Origin of the sequence: Bacteroides xylanisolvens, assembly GCF_018289135.1 — a bacterium.
GTDB classification, from domain to species: domain Bacteria; phylum Bacteroidota; class Bacteroidia; order Bacteroidales; family Bacteroidaceae; genus Bacteroides; species Bacteroides xylanisolvens.
In genome coordinates, this window is the sequence record NZ_CP072216.1 from 5046815 (window position 1) to 5067079 (window position 20265).

Below are 20265 nucleotides of genomic sequence, written 5' to 3' on the forward strand. Positions count from 1 at the left end.
AGGAACATGGAAAAAGAAGGGAATAATCTGTTTCAGGTCAATCTTAAAGGTATGATTGCCCTGTTATCAGAGCACATTTATAGTAACCCGAATACTTTTGTTCGCGAACTGTTGCAGAATTGTGTAGATGCCATCACGGCACTACGCAATATCGACGAGAATTATAAAGGACGTATCGATGTCTTTCTGAATGAAGACAAAACGGTGGTGTTCAGGGATAATGGAGTCGGACTGAAAGAAGAGGAAGTTTATCGTTTTCTGACGGTTATCGGAGAGAGTTCAAAACGGGATACTCCCGATGCGGACGATTTTATCGGAAGGTTCGGTATCGGATTGTTATCTTGTTTTGTGGTGACTAATGAAATCACCGTGGAGAGTCGTTCGGCAATGGGCGGACAGCCTGTTTGCTGGTGTGGCAAAGTGGATGGGACGTATCAGCTGACTTTATCGGACGAAGAACGGCCTATCGGGTCGCAGGTGGTGTTGCATCCGAAAGGAGACTGGATGCATCTTTTTGAATATGAAACGTTTAAGAAGATACTGGTCAGTTATGGGGAAGTGTTGCCATATCCTATCTATCTGCATTATCAGGGGGAAGAGGAGTTGGTAAATACGCCTTCGCCCGTATGGCTTGACCCGAAGGCGACTCGCAAAGAACTGCTGGATTATGGGGCAAAAGTATTTCAGTCGTCGGCTCTTGATGCTTTCCGGATTTATACTGAAAGTGGTAAGGTAGAAGGGGTGCTTTATGTTTTGCCTTTCCGCACACAATTTTCAGTACGCAATTCCCATAAGGTCTACCTTAAACGTATGCTGTTGAGTGAGGACGATTGTAATCTGTTGCCGCCGTGGGCTTTCTTTATCCGTTGTCTGGTGAATGCGGACGGATTGCTGTCTACTGCTTCCCGCGAGTCTTTGGTGAGCAATGACCAGTTGAAGGATGCGCGGAAAGAGATCGGGATAGCTATCAAGGATTATTTGCGGGGATTGGTGCAGAATGACCGAGCCATGTTCAACCGGATCTTGGATGTTCATCACTTCCATATCAAGGCGATTGCTTCGGAAGACAATGAACTGCTCCGTTTGTTTATGGATTACCTTCCTTTTGAAACAAATAAGGGGCTGCGTGGTTTTGGAAGTATTCGTTCGGCAAGCAATGTGATATGCTATACCAAGAATCTGGAAGATTTCCGTCAGGTGCGCCGTATAGCCGGAGCGCAAGGATGGCTGGTGGTGAATGCTGCTTACACTTTTGATGAGACTTTGTTGAAAAAGTATGTCCGTCTGAATCCGGAACTTACGTTGGATGAAATATCTCCTTCACGGTTGCTGGAACAGTTTGGCGAAGTGGAGGCGAATAAAGAGTTTCAGGCTTTTGAAATGAAAGCGAACGAGCTGTTGAAGCGGTTTGGCTGTGTCTGTCGTCTGAAACATTTTACTCCGGTGGATATTCCGGTAATCTTTGTGGCGGAGGAAAAGGAGAATGTAGCTAAAAGTGCCAATAATCCGTTGGCGGCTGTATTGGGGGCTGTCAATACTGCCAAGCAAATCCCACCGACACTCACTTTCAATGCGGATAACGAAATGGTACAGACTTTATTGCAAATACAGGGAGACAATAAATTGTTTCAGCATGTGGTGCATATATTGTATGTACAATCGCTTCTACAAGGTAAATATCCGGTGAACAGTGAAGAAATGGAGCTTTTCAACCGTTCGCTTAGCGAACTGATGACTTCGAAAATGAATGATTTTATAAATTTCCTGAATTAAAAAAAGAGTATGAGATACACACTTGAAATACAAAAACTGCTGTTGCAGACACAGAATGACAGCCTGCATCCCCGTGAAAAAGCTAATCTATTGAAAGAAGCTATCCGCATCGCTGATGAGAACGAAGATGTGGAATGGGCTACGGAGTTGAGACTGGATCTTATCTATGAACTGAATCTTCTTTCGGCAGATGCGGAAGAGATTACCGTGTTCTCTAAAATCCTGGATGATTACGAGAATCACAAGGATGTAATCAAAGAAGATGACTTGTTGTGGAAATATAAATGGATCTGGGCTTGTACGTTCGATCTGCCGGAAATTCCGATGGAACAGGTGAAAGCGATCGGTGAGGATTATAAAACCCGTATTCTGCGGAATGGATATTCTTTGCGGAGTTATTATCACCGCTGGTCTGTGGAATGTGTTTGGATGCGCCAGTATGACAAGGCAAAAGAATACATTGACAAGATGCTGAATGAAAAGATAGACGGTCAGTCGTGTGAGGCTTGCGAACTGAATTTTATGCTGGATTATTATTTGGAAACAGGGCAGTTTGATGAGGCTTACAGCCGGGCGCAGCCATTGATTAATAAGCAGGTCACCTGTTATGAAGCCAATTTGCGGGCTTACTTGAAGCTTTCTTATTATGCACAGAAAGCTGGCAAACCGGAGGTTGCCGCTGATATGTGTGCACGTGCCGAAGAAGCATTGCAGGGAAGAGAAAAGGATGAATATCTTTTGCTTTACTTGGGATTGTTTATTGCTTATAATATAATGACGAAGCCGGAAAGAGGCTGGGAGTATGCCGAGCGGTGCATCGGTTGGAGTTTGCGTACGAATACGTTGAAGAAATATCGCTTCTCTTGCGATATGGTAGAGGCCTTGAAGTATGAGACCCGTCCGGAAGTCTCCTTGTCGTTGCCGGAGGAATTCCCTCTTTATCGTCCGGATGGAATTTATCAGGTCAGCGAGCTTCGCAATTATTTCTATCAGCAGGCGGAAGAGCTGGCACTTCGCTATGACGCCCGCAACGGAAATAGTGGTTATATGGACCGTTTGAAACAATTAATGTCCAATTAATTGCCAACATGTAGATTAATCCGTATTTTTGCCGTCCAATTATTTACTAAAAACACTGAATAACAGAAAATGAGAAAGTGGCGTATTGAAGATTCTGAGGAACTCTACAACATCACAGGTTGGGGTACCTCGTACTTTGGTATTAATGACAAAGGTCATGTCGTTGTTACACCTCGTAAAGATGGAGTATCCGTTGATTTGAAAGAACTGGTCGATGAGTTACAATTGCGTGATGTGGCATCTCCCATGCTGGTGCGTTTCCCGGATATTTTGGACAACCGTATTGAAAAGATGTCATCCTGCTTTAAACAGGCAGCCGAGGAGTATGGTTATAAAGCCCAGAACTTTATTATTTATCCGATTAAGGTCAACCAGATGCGCCCTGTGGTGGAAGAAATTATCAGCCACGGAAAGAAGTTCAATCTCGGACTGGAAGCCGGCTCTAAACCGGAACTCCATGCGGTGATTGCGGTCAATACGGACTCTGACTCATTGATTGTTTGCAACGGATATAAAGACGAAAGTTATATTGAACTGGCTCTGCTTGCCCAAAAGATGGGTAAACGTATCTATCTCGTTGTGGAGAAGATGAACGAACTGAAACTGATAGCAAAAATGGCAAAGCAGCTGAATGTGCAGCCTAATATCGGTATACGTATCAAACTCGCTTCTTCCGGTAGCGGAAAGTGGGAAGAGTCGGGAGGAGATGCCAGCAAGTTTGGCTTGACTTCCAGTGAACTTCTCGAAGCGCTCGATTTTCTGGAGAGCAAAGGCTTAAAAGATTGTCTGAAACTGATTCATTTCCATATCGGCAGTCAGGTGACGAAGATCCGTCGTATCAAAACGGCTTTGCGCGAGGCTTCACAATTTTACGTGCAGCTCCATTCAATGGGCTTTAAGGTGGAGTTTGTTGATATTGGCGGTGGACTGGGAGTGGATTATGACGGAACTCGTTCATCCAATAGCGAAGGTAGCGTAAACTATTCCATTCAGGAGTATGTAAACGACTCTATCTCTACGCTGGTAGACGTGAGCGATAAAAATGGTATCCCGCATCCGAATATCATAACGGAAAGTGGACGTGCATTGACGGCACACCATTCTGTTCTTATCTTTGAAGTTCTTGAAACCGCTACTTTACCCGAATGGGATGACGAGGAGGAAATTGCTCCGGATGCACACGAATTGGTGCAGGAGTTATATGGAATCTGGGATTCGCTGAATCAGAACAAGATGTTGGAAGCATGGCACGATGCACAGCAGATCAGGGAGGAAGCATTGGACTTGTTCAGTCATGGAATCGTAGATCTGAAAACCCGCGCACAAATCGAGCGTCTGTATTGGTCTATTACACGTGAGATTAATCAGATTGCAGCCGGTTTGAAGCATGCACCCGATGAATTCCGTGGATTGTCCAAACTGCTTGCCGATAAATATTTCTGTAACTTCTCGCTGTTTCAGTCACTTCCTGACTCTTGGGCAATTGACCAGATATTCCCGATCATGCCTATTCAGCGATTGGATGAAAAACCGGAGCGTTCGGCTACCTTGCAAGATATAACTTGTGATTCGGACGGCAAAATTGCCAACTTTATCTCTACCCGTAACGTGGCTCATTATCTGCCTGTACATGCACTGAAGAAAACAGAACCTTATTATGTGGCTGTATTCCTGGTGGGTGCTTATCAGGAGATTTTAGGAGATATGCATAATTTGTTCGGTGATACGAACGCCGTGCATGTTTCGGTGAACGAGAAAGGATATAATATCGAACAGATTATCGACGGAGAAACGGTAGCGGAGGTGTTGGACTATGTGCAGTACAATCCGAAGAAGCTGGTACGTACGCTCGAAACTTGGGTGACTAAATCAGTGAAAGAAGGAAAAATCTCCTTGGAAGAAGGAAAAGAATTCCTTTCCAACTATCGTTCGGGGCTTTACGGATATACTTATTTGGAATAACCGGCAGGGTGCCGGAGCCGGATTCTCCATTCGGTGAACTTATTAGAAATCAAGAAATGAGAGAAAAACTAACAGTAATTAAGGTGGGTGGCAAAATCGTAGAAGAGGAAGCCACCCTTCGTCAGTTGTTAAATGACTTTGCCGCTATTGACGGACATAAAGTGTTGGTTCATGGTGGCGGTCGTTCGGCAACAAAGATTGCCGCGCAACTGGGTATTGAAAGCAAAATGGTAAATGGTCGTCGGATTACCGATGCCGAAACGTTGAAAGTCGTAACGATGGTGTACGGCGGATTGGTGAATAAAAACATTGTGGCAGGTCTGCAAGCACGCGGAGTCAATGCACTCGGATTGACCGGAGCGGATATGAATGTAATCCGTTCGGTGAAACGTCCGGTGAAAGAAGTAGACTACGGGTTTGTGGGGGATGTGGAACAGGTGGATGCCACTTTATTGTCGGATTTGATACATAAAGGCGTTGTTCCCGTGATGGCTCCATTGACACATGACGGTCACGGCAATATGTTGAATACGAATGCAGATACCATTGCCGGGGAGACAGCGAAAGCGTTGTCGGCTCTGTTTGATGTGACATTGGTGTATTGTTTCGAGAAGAAAGGTGTGTTGCGTGACGAGAATGATGACGACAGTGTGATTCCTCAAATCACCCGTGCCGAATTTGAACAATATGTAGCCGATGGCGTTATTCAAGGAGGTATGATTCCTAAGTTGGAAAATTCTTTTGAAGCAATAAATGCAGGAGTTTCTGAAGTGGTAATCACCTTAGCGTCAGCGATTAACGACTCTGGAGGAACGAGAATAAAAAAATAATTCAAAAAAAAGTAGTGGGCGACTGTAACTTTTCATATCCTAGCCCGTCATTATTATAGAGATGCAAGAAATCAGCTTCCGAAACGATATTTTGCCGTTGAAGGATAAACTCTTTCGATTGGCTCTCAGAATCACCCTGGATAGGGCCGAAGCCGAGGATGTCGTTCAGGACACCATGATAAGAGTGTGGAACAAGCGTGATGAGTGGTCTCAATTTGAATCGGTCGAAGCCTATTGCCTGACAGTGGCAAAGAACCTGGCGATAGACCGGAGTCAAAAGAAAGAAGCTCAAAACGTGGAACTCACCCCCGAAATGGCGGAAGAACCTGATGCAAACAGTCCGTATGACCAGATGATTCATGATGAAAGAATGAACATCATTAATAGACTGGTAAACGAACTTCCCGAAAAACAGCGGCTTATCATGCAACTGAGGGACATTGAAGGTGAAAGCTATAAAAAAATTGCAACCTTGCTGAATCTGACAGAGGAACAAGTCAAAGTGAATCTCTTCAGAGCCAGGCAAAAAGTAAAACAAAGGTATTTAGAAATTGACGAATATGGATTATAAGGATATAGAACAGCTCCTCGAGCGATATTGGCAATGCGAAACTTCCGTTGAGGAGGAAGCAACATTGCGCGACTTCTTCGCAAAGGAAGAAGTTCCGGCTCATTTGCTTCGCTATAAGAATCTGTTTGTTTATCAGCAGGTTCAGCAGGAAGTAGGACTGGGCGAAGACTTTGATGCACGTATTCTGGCAGAGGTGGAGCCTACGGTAGTAAAAGCGAAACGTTTGACACTGACCGGTCGTTTTATTCCTCTGTTCAAGGCTGCTGCCGTAATTGCAATCATCCTTTCTTTGGGGAATGTGGCACAACATTCTTTCTCCGGAGATGATGGAAGTGTATTGGCTACGGATACCATTGGTAAACAAGTAACTGCACCGTCGGTCGCTATCTCAAATGATGTGAAAGCGGAACAGGTCCTGGCGGATAGCCTGGCGAAGATCAACCACAAGGTGCAAGTTATAAACGAATAGACATTTTCATTTGCTTTAAACATATAATATAGTTAGTGTGCTTAATTAAAACAACAACGAAGGCGAAACTGTGAAGTTTTCAATTCTCTCAAATTTTTATAATGAAACTAACTAAATAAATGGGCTACCGCGCGATGCAGTAGCCCTTTTATGTTTTTAAACTGTCTTTATTTAAGCTGTCTTTATTTGATCTGCCGTATATTTTTTCGTGGCGCATCCACTTCTTGAGGATCTCCTTTATAGGCAATATCACCGCTTCCTTTGACGCGGGCAACCAGCTTCTGACTGGCATAGCAGCTGATGTTGCCGGAGCCGCTAATGCTTGCGTCTGTGTTTTCTGCTTGCAAATCGGCAGCTTGAATATTTCCTGATCCGGCAATAGAATAGCTCGCTTGAATGGCTTTGCCGTTCAGATTGATATTGCCCGAACCGGAAATACTTGCCTGACATTCCTGGCTCTCTATTTGTTGTAGTCTTACATCTCCCGAACCATTAATTGAAACGGCCATTTTTTGGCAATTGAATCCTTCTCCCTGAATGTTGCCCGAACCGTTGATGTGGAACTCAATATCTTTAGAGGTTTGTATCCCATTGATTAATCTTATATTTCCTGAACCGTTGACCGACAGCTTATTCAGTTCCGGAGCAAAAACTTTTATTTCCAGTTTTCCTTTCCAGATAGTGACATTCTTCTTGAATTTTATAATGAATGTACTACCCTCCACATACGTTTCTATAAGTGGTATGATGTTGTCGGAACCATGAATTTCGACATGGCTGCATGTGTCTTGCCAATAACTAATGTTGGCGCTTCCCACTAGTTTGATTTCATTGAAGTGGTCGGCTTTCACTTCTTTGGAGATGTAATTCTTACTGCCTACGATGTGTTTTCCCCGCAAGCAAGAGCCGGCAGTAAGTACTAGAAACATTCCCGTGACTAATACGAGCAATAAACTTGTTTTCATAATTACGCTTTTCTATGATTGATATAATGGTTAGACGGAAGAATTTGATCTAAAGTTGCATCTTCCATAAAGTTTTTCGTTAGCGTCTTCTTTTTTATTACTTTTGTGGCTGTTGATAGGAGGATTATAATGGATAAGATTATAGAAGATGATGAGTTAGGGCGTCTGGTGATACGCGTCAATTCACGTGCGAGAAGTCTTGTGTTTCGTACCAAGAGTGATGCTGTTTATGTTTCAGTTCCTCCCGGTACTACCCTGAAAGAAGTGAAACAGGCCATCGAGAACCTGCGTGGAAAGCTTCTGGCCTCCCGGCAAAAAATCGCTCGTCCGTTGATTGATTTGAATTATAAGATTGATGCGGAGCATTTTAAACTATCTTTGGTGTCGGGCGAGAAAGATCAGTTTCTGGCTAATTCCCGGTTGGGTGTAATGGAGATCGTTTGTCCGCCTCATGCCGATTTTACAGATGAAAAACTGCAAAGCTGGTTGCATAAGGTTATTGAAGAATCATTGAGACGAAATGCCAAAAGTATTCTGCCTTCACGTCTGGCCTTCTTGTCCAAGCAATGCGGATTGTCCTATTCGAGTGTGAAAATAAACTCCAGTCAGGGCAGATGGGGGAGTTGTTCGGCTCGAAAAGCTATTAATTTATCCTATTACCTGGTTTTGCTGCCTTCTCATTTGATAGACTACGTGTTGTTGCACGAATTATGCCATACCCGCGAGATGAATCATAGCGAGCGATTCTGGGCGTTACTCAATCAATATACAGAAGGAAAAGCATTGACCTTGCGGGGAGAATTGAGAAAGTACCGTACAGAAATATAAAATAAAGTTAGTTTTTATCCCTCATGCTTTCTATAAATAGGTCTTTGTTTATCAGCCTATTTGCGGAGTTCATCGAGCAAAAACGGATTCTTCACATTCTTCACTGTTAAGAACATTCTTCACTTCTCCCTATTCATGGAGGATAGCATCATTCTCCTTGTGTAAAGCACATCTATTATGTCGTAAAAAAATAAAAAAGACTGATTACATCCTGATATAATTTTCGTCTTTTCAATAAAGTAACCTTTAATGAGATGGAAAACATGAGAAAGAAACAAATTCTTTTTGCGTTTGGAATGGCCGCCCTCTTGTTGTACGCTTGCGTTCGTGACGAATTGTTCACGGACAGACAACAGGAATTATCAAACGAACTGGCTGTCGGTAAGAATCGGGAGTTAACTGTTGCAGCTGCCAAAGAATGGTATGTCGACAATGGGGCTCCCGTTACCCGAATGGGGGTGACGCAAAGCAATGTATCGGGAATATTGGTAACTCCTTCGTGGAATCATGCTAAAGAATGGAAGAAAGGAAGGTATGAAGTGGTGGAAGCCTCTTTGCGTTCCAACATGAATGTTATCCTTTATGACCAAGATACGAAGAAGCAGAAAAAGAAGATGAGCAAGAAAGAAAAAAGACGGGTGATGAACGTTGCTCGGTCTGTTATATTGAAAGATATTACGACGGGAGAAATCATTACTTTCAATATGATATTTATAGGTAGTCTGAATTATCTGATGAAGTACGATGATTTGTCAGATAACAATTATTTGCATCGGGTTCCCCATTTTGACGGTATGGTTTTATATTTTTGTCCCAGCGGTGAGTTTGTAAACGGTTGGAAGTACAAGAATGGTAAGATAATAAAGCGTCTTTCTCCTGTTCTTGATGAGGCGGCATTATCGGATACGCTATCTTCTGCTACAACTCGAGCTATACAGTGTTACACGAATTACTATACCGAATCGTATTACTATTGTCCTCCGATTACACGTTCTGCCTTTATGGATGACTGGGCGAGTTTTTATGGTACCGGTGAGTTTGGAGGCGGTATTGATGATGGTAATGGTGGTAATAGTGGTGGAAGCGGAGGTGACCCTACCCTAGAAGGTGGTGAATTAGAAGGTCCAACAATAACTGCACCTGCATGTTATTGGACTTACCGAGAAGTTCCATATACCGAATGTTATGATGATGGTTCTTCTGATGGAGGTGGAGGCGGTTATATCGGAACTCCCACTGATCCTTCAGTTCCGGTGAAGTCTCATGTAAAAAAAATTATAAAGAATACTGATAAGTTAACCCCTCAACAACTAGAGAAATTAGAAAGAGTCATTAAAGAAATGGAGGAAAAAATATGTTATGCTAAGCAGATTATTAATTATTTAGAGAGCGAAGGTTTCGCTTTTAATTATGTTTATATGGATCCTAATTTAGGAGGAGGAAGGGCAAATGCAGGGAATTCTATTTTATCTAATGGAACAGTAGATTTAGTGTTTAGAGGAGAGGATGATATAACCTATGGAAGTTTTGCTCATGAATTGGTTCACCTCTTTCAGATTCATTTAGGAGTATATAGCGGTACTATATCAAGAGGTATGATGGAATATGAACGGGCATTGATAGATGATATCATGTATTATTCAAAAATTAAAGGAAGTAAGAAATTTAGTGATGCGTGGTATGAAAAAGTAGAAAGAAGTTCGTTTGTGTATGGGAATAGGCCAGGCGAGGATAAAATTAAAGCTGTTGAATGGGATAAAAAACAAGCAAAATATTTAAATTGGCTTAGTGAAGTTACGAAAAGAGTGTAATTTATTGGAAATGAGCATTGGGTAATCGCTCATAATAGTAATAGGTTACGAATTAGTTAGTTATCTACTGCATTATTCTTCTGTGCGTTGCGTAACCTTCAAAGAACTCTTCGTATGCAAAAGTAACAATAAAACGGGAGATTTAGAAATGAATCTCCCGTTTTTTTCTTCTCACACAAGTTTTTCCGTAAAAGCGATTTTATCCGTCAGCACACCATCGCCCAAAAAGATTTTGAACGAACGTGTGCCGACTGCCGCATAAGCGGAGAAAAGGGCTTTGCCTCACGCCTAAACAATAGTTTAGACTGATGAGACAAGGCCCCTTTCTTTTGTGCTTATGCCAAAGAGGTGCTTTTACGGGGTTTTGACGATTTTTCTTTTTTCGTTGTCCTTTTGCGCCGGAAGCGGAAAGCCGTGTATGACCGCACATTCCATAAATGGAACAAGCCGTCACTCACGGCAGACAAACCGGGAAGAATGATTTTATCCATCCGACCAAACACGTTTGGCCAAACAGATAAAAACATACTTCCTTGCCGATGGTTTGCCCGGTTTCACGCTACCGGCTATGTTCTTTTCTGTTGGGGATGTCTTTTTCACGGATTTCTCTTTTGAAGTTTTCCTGTCTAATCTGCCTCCACTTCCGTTTACCTCCATTTTCGCGCCTTTCAGTGAGCCGCATCAGGCAGTCATTTTCGTGCTGGGTGCAAAGGTAACTCCGGGATTGTACGGGAAAGCAAGGTCAAGCCTCCTGTTTTCTGGAAAAATCTCCAGCCCTTCGGGTAGTATTTTTCCGAAAAACCTTGCATTCCCTAATCCCTACCTTTTTAAGCACCCGAAACGAAAACGACCGATGCGACAGAAAGACGCATTAAAAAAAAATGTCGGATAAACGAGAGGCAGATAAGATAGTTTGAAACTCAACTCCCTCAGCTCTTGAATCCGCATTAAAAAACAAAAAATCAAAAACAAAACGGATATGAGAACGGCAATAGCAACAAAATTCGTGGCATGGGAAGTATCAAGTTTGGAGAACCTGCAAGGCAGCAAGGTGTACGGACTTCGCACCAAACTGAACAATGGTGAGAAATTGAGCCGAGAGGAAAAGGATTGGCTTACACGCAACGTGAACAGCAACACCTATTTCAAGAGCGCAGTACCCTTGCAAGGTTGGATGTTTGACTTTTCCGACATTCTCCGAACCTACATTGTAAAGCAGTATGGGCATTGGGCGGAATACAAGGCTACCGACAAGACGGCACTCCGCAGTTTCCTATACGGCAGGATAGACAGCATCGTGGAACTTAACAAATGATACGGCTATGACAGCAACGGTAAATTTCAGACAAATGGCGCAATACATAGGGCTTGCGATATGCACCCCAATCATGCGCACCGCCTTTTGGGTGTCCGGCATCCTTTGGTACATCGTCAGAGAGATAATAAACGGAGTGTTCCGAGTGGCAATAGGGGTAATCGTGGCTATTCTTTCCGTTATCCTGTTCTTTGACTTCATTCTTTGGTTATTCACCCTTTAATCCCTACCGACATGGCAAAGAGAAGAAGCAAGACAGTGGAGCAACAATGCAGATACTACGAGGTGGGCAACATCTTCGAGTACATGGTGGAAACATACCTCAACGGCAATATGTCCGTCTTCCGTGGACTCTACCACGAACTGAACAAGGACGCACGGAAGGACTTTATAGACTTCCTATTGAGCGAGGTTGAGCCGATTTATTGGAGGGAGATTTTGAAACATACTATTTGACAACTCATAAAAACGACAGCGATATGAAAGGAACAGACCATTTCAAGAGAACGATACAGATGTATTTGGAACAACGTGCGGAGGAAGACACGCTCTTTGCGAAGAACTACCGCAATCCAGCCAAGAACATTGACGATTGCGTAACCTACATTCTGAACTATGTGCAGAAAAGCGGTTGTAACGGCTTCACGGACGGAGAGATATACGGACAAGCAGTACACTACTATGACGAGAACGAGATTGAGGTGGGCAAGCCTATCCAATGCCAAGTGGCGGTGAACCACATTGTGGAACTCACGGCAGAGGAAAAAGCAGAAGCACGTCAGCAGGCAGTCCGCAGATACCAAGACGAGGAACTCCGCAAGTTGCAGAACCGCACCAAGCCGACAAAGGCGAAAACAGAAACCCAAGTTCAACCCTCATTATTTGATTTTGGCTTATGAAACCGAGAAACAAATTTGAAAAAGCAGTTCTTGCCCAAAGCAAGAAACTACGCCCGATAACCCCGATACAGATTAATTGGGCATTCCGTAATTGCGTGGAGCATTATGCACACCGCTTGCCGAAAGGTCGTACCACTTGTATGGATTGCGGTCATAGTTGGGTAATGACGGAGCAGACCGAGCATTGTACGTGTCCTGAATGTGGAGCAAGTTTGAAAGTCTGCCTCACCTATCAGCGCAAGGTAAGACAAAAGCAGTATTTCACAACCCTTACCACAAGCGGAGAATACCAAGTGCTACGAATGTTCTTGCTTGTCGTGGGTATGGAGAAAGGGGTTAATGCCAAGTCCTATGCCCTTGAAATCGGGCAGTATTGGTGGAATGAACAAGGGCGTAAGGCTGTTGTTGCCATTCCACGCACATTGGGATGCTACATCGACACGTTCTCATTCGCTTCTCCTTTTGCTATCCGCAATGACAATGAAGCGTACCGCCATATCTCATATTCCCCGATATATCCAAGATATAAGGTGTTGCCGACGCTCCGCAGAAACGGCTTTAACGGCAATTTCCACGACATTGTACCCACCAAACTAATACCGGCATTATTGTCGGACAGCCGTGCGGAAACGCTGTTGAAGGCAGGGCAATATCCCATGTTGCGCTACTATCTGTACCACTCTTTCAATATTGGAGAGTATTGGGCTTCAATCAAGATATGTATCCGCAACGGCTATACCATTGAGGACGGCTCAATGTGGCGTGACACCATAGACCTCCTGCGTCATTTCGGCAAGGACACAAACAGCCCGAAATACGTTTGCCCTGCCGACCTCAAAGTTGAACACGACAAGTTGGTGGCAAAGCGCAACCTGCAAAGGAAACATGAGCGGACTGAACAGCAACGCAGGAAAGCGATTGAGGACGAGAAACAATATCTGAAAGCTAAGGGCATATTCTTCGGACTTGCCTTTACCGACAGCCTTATTTGCGTCAAAGTCATAGAGAGCGTGGAAGAAATGGCAGAGGAAGGAAGGACGATGCACCATTGTGTGGGCGGTTACCACAAACGAAAAGACTCCCTTATCCTATCCGCCACCATTGACGGAAAACGAATTGAAACGATAGAGGTGTCACTAAAAACTTTTGAGGTGGTGCAGTGTCGTGGCGTATGCAACGAGAACTCCGAATACCACGACCGCATCATCGCCCTTGTGAACAAGAACGCCAACCTTATCCGCCAGCGGATGAAAGCGGCATAATATCGACATCTAACAACTAACATTATGGAAGTAAGATTTGAAAGCATGCTTTTCCTATGGGATGATAAAATCCCCACGATGTTCCTTGAATTTATGAACCTCCTCACTCTTTGTCAGAGTGAGGAGCAATTAAGGGCGAGCGTCAAGGACTTTGCCGAGAAACACGAACTTGGCAAGTTCTTCCTTTACGGCTTCGGCTCACATCATTTCTACCTGCACCAACGCTATACGAGTAACCCCGAAATGGTGATGCAACACAGAGTGCTGTCTGTACATTTCTAATCATCTAAATAACAACGACTATGGCAACAAAAATGACAATTAACAGAGTAAGCACCTGCCAATCGGCAGGAACGGAGAACTACGAGAATTTCCAAACGGGTATCGGCAGACGCAAACGCACCCTTGTGCAATACGACTACCGCCACACGGACGGGGAACTTTTCTCTTGTGTCAAACCCACATTAGACGAATGTCGAGCCGCACGGGACAAGTGGCTAACGGCAAAGGAAAGGAAGGAGGACAAGCGATGAACGAAGCAGGCTACCAAACGCTGATAGTCAAGTTCAGCGAGCCTATCACGGTATTGGACGGTATGTTTGACGATGCCGAAGCATGGGGAGTTGATACCTTAAAGGGGTGGATAGACAACTATGAAAGTAGCAGGTTTACTGCCATTGACAGCCATACGGCAGTCATAACGAGCGAGTATAACATGGAGTGTCTGAAAGAGTGGCTGGAAAGATGCACACCCATAACCGAGAAAACAGAATTTTGAACATTGTGGCGGTGTCCGCACCGCCACAACATAACACCTAAAAACAACGAATATGATAGCAAAGACTATTTTGGAGCAGATAGGCGGCAGACGCTTTGCCGCCATGACGGGAAGCAAAGACTTCATAGACATGGGCAACGGCTTACGCATGAGCCTTGCGAGGAACAAAACGAGTGCCAACCGTCTTGACATCATTTACGACGGAAGTGCAGACCTCTACAATATGCGTTTCTACCGCAGGACGTTCAGCAAAAAGACATTCGAGAGCAGGACGAAGGACATTGAAACGCACGAGGGGATATATTGCGATATGCTGGAGGAAATGTTCACGATGGTGACGGGGCTTTACACCCGTTTTTGAGAGGTGGGCGGCGAAAGCCGCCTACTTTCTTTCAGTGAGCATGATGGCGGACAAAGAAAGTAGCAAAGAAACCGCTGTTTCAATCGCTTTTGGCGATATATGGAATATTATGAATATCTTTGCAAAAGTTTAATACTCATAATTATAGTAGTAAAATATGTGTGAATTAACGACAAGTCAAAAACACATTATAACCGAACTGAATAATAGTCGAGGTGAATATAAACCTGCGTTTATGCAGATTCGTATTCATGATTCATATGATGGAAATATAGATGAACTTGATATTCCAACATTAGGCACTATTGTTCATGAGTATATTCACTTTCTTCAAAATGTATCAACTCCGTGGGGACTATATGATAGTATGGTTCGATATAATATAATGGCAGAAACATATGCTTTTGTAGAAAATGCAACATCTACTATCACACTCCCATTAGATATAGATTATTCTCCAGAACTGGCGAATAAAATAGCTATTGTGAAATGTGGAATGGGATATTGTCCACTTGCAGATACACGGAGAAATGATTTTAAGATAGATGTAAATGAACGTATCTGTATTCATCGAAAATATAAACAATTGAATAATAGGATATTGCCTGTGATAACATTAGACATCTGTTTTACAGATGGTTCAAAACAAGCAATAACTTTGGGGGCTAATATTATCAAGGAGAGTATGGCTGCATTATATCAAATGCTAATTGATGAAACTGCAACTCATGAAAGATATGACCTCCCATATAATTTAGTTAAGATTATTGCAGAACAACATTTTTCAGCAATAGCGTCAGATAATATAAAATTGATAACAATTTGCTACATATCTTTATTTAGTCTTTCTCCTGCTGAAGTTTTAATCAATGAATTAGCATATGCGAATGAAAATCCGAATTTATCAGCAATAGAACTGTTTGAACAGTTCATAAATGAAGCTAAAATAAATATCAATGGTAAATCAATGTCAGTTTGTGACTTTTTTGATACTCTTATAGACGCATTCAAGCAAGTGTTTTCTAAAAGTGTCCAAGTAGAAATAGATTATATTGGAGAAGTTCTTGAACGAATACGTCCAGCCAAAGGTTTTGTTCCAATATTAACTTTGATTACTGATTACCAACCTCTATCTAAGGAACGAATCAAAACATTGATAGATTTTTTAGGAATGCCTTATAGCTATACTGACAACGGAGATTTTAATCCACCACCATCGTCCTTAACAGATTCCAGTAAACTGTCTGACGATATGTTAGCTTTAATTGGACACAATGCTCTGTTCACATATTTAACGGGATTACATAAATGTGGTTATGTTTGTCCATTGCATTCATTTTGTGAAAAACAAAATTGTGATAAAGAGGAATGCTATGACGAACCTTGGAATGGGAAAATGTGTCCTATGACGATTATGGGGGATTTGATACATATTAAAGAGAAAGAAGTCAGAATTCAATTCTAACAAAATGGGAAACTCCGATGAAGTTGTGGCTTCATCGGAGTTTCATTTGTCAGACATTTGCCATGTTACGGAATGTACAGCAGCGCAAACTCCGCCTTTCTCCGTTTGAGCAGCATGGCGTGCCGTTTACCCTTGTAGTTGCAGAAAGCGATATACTCCCGGTAAATGTTCCTGTCGCCCGCCTCCAATTTTCGGATCAGCGTGCTTTTAGGTATCTTTCCGCTCCCCAAAAGCCGGTATGGACCTACATTATATAAGCTTTTACATAATGTGGGTTATGTAAGCGAGTATATTATGTAAATAAAGGAAATATAAATCATTGACTAACAGATGGTATATTTATTTTTTACAGGATTACTTTTTACATAATATTCCTAATTTAGTAGTTAAAATCATAGCATTATTCCCTAATAAGAGATATATTGAAGCTCCATCTACTTGATTTGATGGAGCTTCAATTTATATCTAACAATAAATAATGTTTTATGGAAGAAAGTAATTTTTATGATTTAAGGAAACAAGTTGTCCAACAACTGCGTGAAAGGCATTATGCACCTTTAACTATTTGTGCATTTAAGAGTAGTTATAATAAACTGGAATGTTATATGCTGGAAAATAAAATTGAAATCTATTCTGCTCGTGTAGGAGAAGATTTTTTGAAAACTCGTCACAAGAGTATGGCATACGCCCAACTGTCTGATTTTGAGAAGAACATGGTTAGACATATAAAAATAATGAATGAAGTTCTGCATACAGGAATTATCATTGGAAAACCAACTCCGCGAAGTCCTATGTTTGAATTCAAAGGAGATTTAGGCATACAATTCAATGAATTTATTTGTCATGAAAGGAGAATTAAAAGCCCTCTAACAGTGAGCAAACATCACTTGTATTTGAGAGACTTGTATGATTTTCTAAAAGAAAACAACAAACTGGTTAAAGAGTTTGATATTCCCGGTTGCTTGTTATTTTTACGTGAATTGAAGCGAAAGAAACGTCCTTGGCCTCACGTCGTCTCTTCTGTAAGAGCCTTTGTCAGATACTCTTGTGAGCGTAATTTATTAGCAGATTGCAATTTTTCCCGCTGGAATAGGATTTTACGCCTTCATCGTCCCAAAAATCCTCAATTACCATCATATTATAGTAGGGAGGAAATAAAAAAAATGCTGGACGCAATAGACAGATCTTGTCCTAAAGGAAAACGCGACTATGCAATGCTTTTACTTGCAGCACGTTATGGACTCCGCGCTTCGGATATAGTAGGAATTACATATGCCAATTTTGAATGGGAGTTCAACCGTTTGTCCCTTGTGCAGGCAAAGACGGGGAAGCCTGTTTTATTTCCATTATCAGAGGAAATAGGAAGTGCCATTATTGATTATATCAAGTTCGGAAGACCTGATATTGACAGTCCGCATGTTTTTTTGGAACATATGGCTCCATATCAAAGGATTTCACCCCAGGCATTGAGCAGGATTGTCTCAGAGTGGATGTTAGCAGCCAAGATAGATATATCAACACGTAAACATGGTCCTCATTCTTTACGTCATAGTCTTGCTATTAATTTGTTTGAGAATGGTGAATCCCCAAGCGTTATTTCTGAAATTCTCGGACATTCCAATTTATTAACCACCATGAGTTATGTAAAAGTTGATTTGAAGCATCTAAGGCAATGCGCACTTGAAGTACCTCAAATTCCTGAAATATTTTACTTAGAAATATATGAGAAAGAGAACTGGTAAATTATATAGTGTATTCTCTGGGTTAATTACCCAATATATAGAATACAAGAAAAATATAGGTTGCAAAACGACTGTAATGGAATGTTTGTTAAAGCGCTTTGACAAGTTTGCCAATGATAGAAACGAGAAGGTCCTTGGGATTTCCAAAGATTTGGCTGATGCTTGGTGCTGTAAATTCCCTGGAGAATCTGAAGATAATCGCTATTATAGGATTATCATTCTTCGAGGATTCTCTTCTTTCCTGCAAACAATTGGATATGATTCATATATTCCAATATTACCCAAACATCAATCAAATTTTGTCCCCTACATTTACACACCTGACGAAATGGAAAGAATCTTCAAGGAGTGCGACAGAATAAATGCTTATCACCACGTAATCAATTCAGCTCGATTTTCCATACCATGCCTAATCCGTCTGCTGTACGGTACAGGAATCCGTATAGGTGAGGCTATAAAATTGAAACACTGTGATATTGATTTCAAAAATGAATGCTTATTACTTAGAGAATGTAAGAATGGGAAAGACAGATATGTCCCTCTTTCTCCTTCCTTAGCACTAATATGCCGTGATTATGTAACTAAAAAACAGAAATTTGGGCTTAGTATTAATCCAGAGAACTATTTTTTTGTAAAATGTAACGATACTTCAATTTCATCAAAAACTATTTCAAACATTTTCAATCATATTTTAGAACGTGCCGGCATCGTACGAAATGAAAATCGAAAAGGACCTCGTCTGCATGACCTTCGACATACATTCTGTGTAAATTCATTTGTGCAATTATGTGAATCAGGGAAAGATATACATAATGTGATGCTGATACTAATGACGTATATGGGACATCAATCCATTGCCGCTACCAATAAATATGTCAGAATAGTGGAGACCATGTTTCCTGAAATTGTAAGACAAGTAGATATGGCTCACAATCATATTTTTCCAAACATGGATGAAATGACAGATTAATTATGTATTAAAAATTTAATGTATGACAGATTTTGGAAAATATCTCACAGATTATTTAAACCGTTACCTCACAATGGAATGTGGTTGTTCCTATCAAACGGTAAAACAGTATAGTGCAACATTCATGCTTTTTATACAATACATGTATAAGATTGAATTAATAGCACCGGAAAAACTATTCCTCAAAGAAATTACAAAAGAAAGAGTTTTAGGATTTTTGCATTGGCTGGAAGAAACGAGAAAATGCTCAATATCAACAAGAAATAATCGTTTAAGCGCCCTACGGTCTTTTTTCAAATATCTTCAATATCGGGAAGTTAAGGGCATGGCTTATTGGCAAGCTATATTGAGTATCAAACAGAAAAGAACACCTTTTAAGGAAATGTCTTATCTGACTACAGAAGGAGTACAGGCATTACTTGAACAACCGGATTTATCAACTCGTAAAGGGCGTAGAGACTTTATTCTTATGGGGCTATTGTATGATAGCGGTGCAAGAGTTCAAGAGATTATAAACCTAACCCCAGAAAATATAAGATTAGGAGAAACTACTACTGTAAAATTACATGGGAAAGGCAATAAAATTAGAGTAGTTCCTCTTTCTACTAATCAAGTGAAAAATTTAAGGTTGTATATGGAAGAGAACAATCTTTTTGCTTCACAATATAGATGCCATCCATTATTCCCTAATCCAAAAGGAGAAAGGTTGACGAGAATGGCCATATTAGATATTGTGAAAAGACATGCTAAAAATGCGAGGAAACAATATTGGGGATTGATACCAAGTAATATATCCTGTCATACATTTCGGCACTCCAAAGCCATGCATATGTTGGAAGCGGGTATAAATCTCGTCTATATTCGTGACTTTCTTGGACATGCTTCTACAACAACAACGGAAATATATGCCAGGGCAAGTGAAAAATTAAAAGAACAGGCATTGGAAAAACTAACTCCTGGTATTATTCAGGAAAGTAAAACTACATGGCAAAAAGATGGAGATTTAATGGAATTCTTAAAAGCTCTGCAAGTAAAATATAAATAAAATAGTAAGTAGAGTGAAGAGTAGTAAATAGAAGGACCACTCTTCACTCATTTGAATACAATGTAAACATTCTTATTTGCAATTACATAGTAATCAGCTGTATAGCAATATCTTCTATGTAAGTTTGTTTGCATAACCA

24 protein-coding genes and 1 pseudogene are annotated in these 20265 nt (G+C 41.5%); 22 read left to right on the forward strand and 3 right to left on the reverse strand.

Translation table 11 applies throughout. The features are described 5' to 3' along the window. The first annotated feature begins 6 nt into the window (after positions 1–6). The 6 genes from INE92_RS20925 (at position 7) to INE92_RS20950 (ending at position 6685) form a co-directional block, all read left to right on the forward strand. Positions 7–1773: an HSP90 family protein gene (locus tag INE92_RS20925; protein ID WP_009039148.1), complete on the forward strand. Its 1767-nt coding sequence runs from the start codon at positions 7–9 to the stop codon at positions 1771–1773. Positions 1774–1782: 9 nt separating this feature from the next. Next, on the forward strand, positions 1783–2853 hold the full coding sequence (locus INE92_RS20930) for a hypothetical protein (RefSeq protein ID WP_009039149.1): 1071 nt from the start codon (positions 1783–1785) through the stop codon (positions 2851–2853). A 69-nt stretch (positions 2854–2922) separates the two neighbouring features. Further along, a complete protein-coding gene (speA, locus tag INE92_RS20935) occupies positions 2923–4815 on the forward strand; it encodes a biosynthetic arginine decarboxylase (protein WP_008024078.1) in 1893 nt (630 codons plus the stop codon). A gap of 56 nt (positions 4816–4871) precedes the next feature. Continuing rightward, complete coding sequence (gene argB, locus INE92_RS20940) at positions 4872–5645, forward strand: acetylglutamate kinase (protein WP_044129844.1); 774 nt, start codon at positions 4872–4874, stop codon at positions 5643–5645. A 61-nt stretch (positions 5646–5706) separates the two neighbouring features. Beyond that, positions 5707–6216: an RNA polymerase sigma factor gene (locus tag INE92_RS20945; RefSeq protein ID WP_009039151.1), complete on the forward strand. Its 510-nt coding sequence runs from the start codon at positions 5707–5709 to the stop codon at positions 6214–6216. Beyond that, on the forward strand, positions 6206–6685 hold the full coding sequence (locus INE92_RS20950) for a hypothetical protein (RefSeq protein ID WP_004315419.1): 480 nt from the start codon (positions 6206–6208) through the stop codon (positions 6683–6685). The genes INE92_RS20945 and INE92_RS20950 overlap by 11 nt, the downstream gene beginning before the upstream one ends. 182 nt (positions 6686–6867) lie before the next feature. Here the strand turns inward: INE92_RS20950 and INE92_RS20955 are convergent, their stop codons facing one another. Beyond that, complete coding sequence (locus INE92_RS20955) at positions 6868–7650, reverse strand: head GIN domain-containing protein (protein ID WP_008024080.1); 783 nt, start codon at positions 7648–7650, stop codon at positions 6868–6870. Between the two features lie 129 nt (positions 7651–7779). On the opposite strand from INE92_RS20955, the gene INE92_RS20960 reads away from it, so the two are divergent. Beyond that, entirely contained in the window at positions 7780–8478 is a 699-nt protein-coding gene (locus INE92_RS20960; protein ID WP_008642733.1) for a YgjP family zinc-dependent metalloprotease, read from the forward strand. 263 nt (positions 8479–8741) lie between these two features. Beyond that, positions 8742–10289 carry a hypothetical protein gene (locus INE92_RS20965; RefSeq protein WP_233476899.1) on the forward strand — a complete coding sequence of 516 codons (1548 nt, stop codon included), beginning with the start codon at positions 8742–8744 and terminating at the stop codon, positions 10287–10289. 335 nt (positions 10290–10624) lie between these two features. On the opposite strand, the gene INE92_RS20970 is transcribed toward INE92_RS20965, so the two are convergent. After that, positions 10625–10780, reverse strand: a complete 156-nt coding sequence (locus INE92_RS20970; RefSeq protein WP_199163411.1) for a hypothetical protein — start codon at positions 10778–10780, stop codon at positions 10625–10627. A gap of 14 nt (positions 10781–10794) precedes the next feature. Here INE92_RS20970 and INE92_RS20975 point away from each other — a divergent pair, with 14 nt between their 5' ends. From INE92_RS20975 to INE92_RS21025, 11 genes are all read left to right on the forward strand, one after another. Beyond that, positions 10795–11181, forward strand: coding sequence for a hypothetical protein (locus tag INE92_RS20975; RefSeq protein ID WP_229127933.1), 387 nt, complete (start codon positions 10795–10797; stop codon positions 11179–11181). A gap of 87 nt (positions 11182–11268) precedes the next feature. After that, on the forward strand, positions 11269–11604 hold the full coding sequence (locus INE92_RS20980) for a hypothetical protein (protein ID WP_048928287.1): 336 nt from the start codon (positions 11269–11271) through the stop codon (positions 11602–11604). A gap of 7 nt (positions 11605–11611) precedes the next feature. After that, a complete protein-coding gene (locus tag INE92_RS20985) occupies positions 11612–11827 on the forward strand; it encodes a hypothetical protein (RefSeq protein ID WP_034530475.1) in 216 nt (71 codons plus the stop codon). Positions 11828–11838: 11 nt separating this feature from the next. After that, the gene (locus INE92_RS20990) at positions 11839–12060 is read left to right on the forward strand and encodes a hypothetical protein (protein WP_008019901.1); all 222 of its coding nucleotides are present in this window, start codon (positions 11839–11841) and stop codon (positions 12058–12060) included. 23 nt (positions 12061–12083) lie between these two features. Beyond that, entirely contained in the window at positions 12084–12503 is a 420-nt protein-coding gene (locus INE92_RS20995; RefSeq protein WP_004310304.1) for a PcfK-like family protein, read from the forward strand. Continuing rightward, entirely contained in the window at positions 12500–13765 is a 1266-nt protein-coding gene (locus tag INE92_RS21000; protein WP_004310303.1) for a PcfJ domain-containing protein, read from the forward strand. Before INE92_RS20995 ends, INE92_RS21000 begins: the two co-directional genes overlap by 4 nt. 24 nt (positions 13766–13789) lie before the next feature. Further along, a complete protein-coding gene (locus INE92_RS21005) occupies positions 13790–14047 on the forward strand; it encodes a hypothetical protein (RefSeq protein ID WP_008778215.1) in 258 nt (85 codons plus the stop codon). A 20-nt stretch (positions 14048–14067) separates the two neighbouring features. Further along, positions 14068–14298 (forward strand): DUF3873 domain-containing protein, encoded by a 231-nt coding sequence (locus INE92_RS21010; protein WP_008778214.1) that lies wholly within the window; start codon positions 14068–14070, stop codon positions 14296–14298. Further along, positions 14238–14543: a DUF6956 domain-containing protein gene (locus INE92_RS21015; protein ID WP_083434146.1), complete on the forward strand. Its 306-nt coding sequence runs from the start codon at positions 14238–14240 to the stop codon at positions 14541–14543. The genes INE92_RS21010 and INE92_RS21015 overlap by 61 nt, the downstream gene beginning before the upstream one ends. Positions 14544–14595: 52 nt before the next feature. Continuing rightward, a complete protein-coding gene (locus INE92_RS21020) occupies positions 14596–14904 on the forward strand; it encodes a hypothetical protein (protein WP_195638106.1) in 309 nt (102 codons plus the stop codon). A 157-nt stretch (positions 14905–15061) separates the two neighbouring features. Then, a complete protein-coding gene (locus INE92_RS21025) occupies positions 15062–16369 on the forward strand; it encodes a hypothetical protein (protein ID WP_229119787.1) in 1308 nt (435 codons plus the stop codon). Positions 16370–16434: 65 nt separating this feature from the next. Here the strand turns inward: INE92_RS21025 and INE92_RS21035 are convergent. Then, a pseudogene (locus tag INE92_RS21035) lies at positions 16435–16623 on the reverse strand (glycoside hydrolase family protein); the annotation flags it as partial. 231 nt (positions 16624–16854) lie between these two features. Here INE92_RS21035 and INE92_RS21040 point away from each other — a divergent pair. Genes INE92_RS21040 through INE92_RS21050 form a run of 3 tightly spaced genes read left to right on the forward strand, consistent with a single transcriptional unit; the run spans position 16855 to position 20126 of the window. Continuing rightward, the gene (locus tag INE92_RS21040) at positions 16855–18111 is read left to right on the forward strand and encodes a site-specific integrase (protein ID WP_195335407.1); all 1257 of its coding nucleotides are present in this window, start codon (positions 16855–16857) and stop codon (positions 18109–18111) included. Further along, on the forward strand, positions 18092–19081 hold the full coding sequence (locus INE92_RS21045) for a tyrosine-type recombinase/integrase (protein ID WP_195335409.1): 990 nt from the start codon (positions 18092–18094) through the stop codon (positions 19079–19081). Before INE92_RS21040 ends, INE92_RS21045 begins: the two co-directional genes overlap by 20 nt. Positions 19082–19103: 22 nt before the next feature. Further along, on the forward strand, positions 19104–20126 hold the full coding sequence (locus INE92_RS21050) for a tyrosine-type recombinase/integrase (protein ID WP_195335411.1): 1023 nt from the start codon (positions 19104–19106) through the stop codon (positions 20124–20126). The last annotated feature ends 139 nt before the right edge of the window (positions 20127–20265 follow it).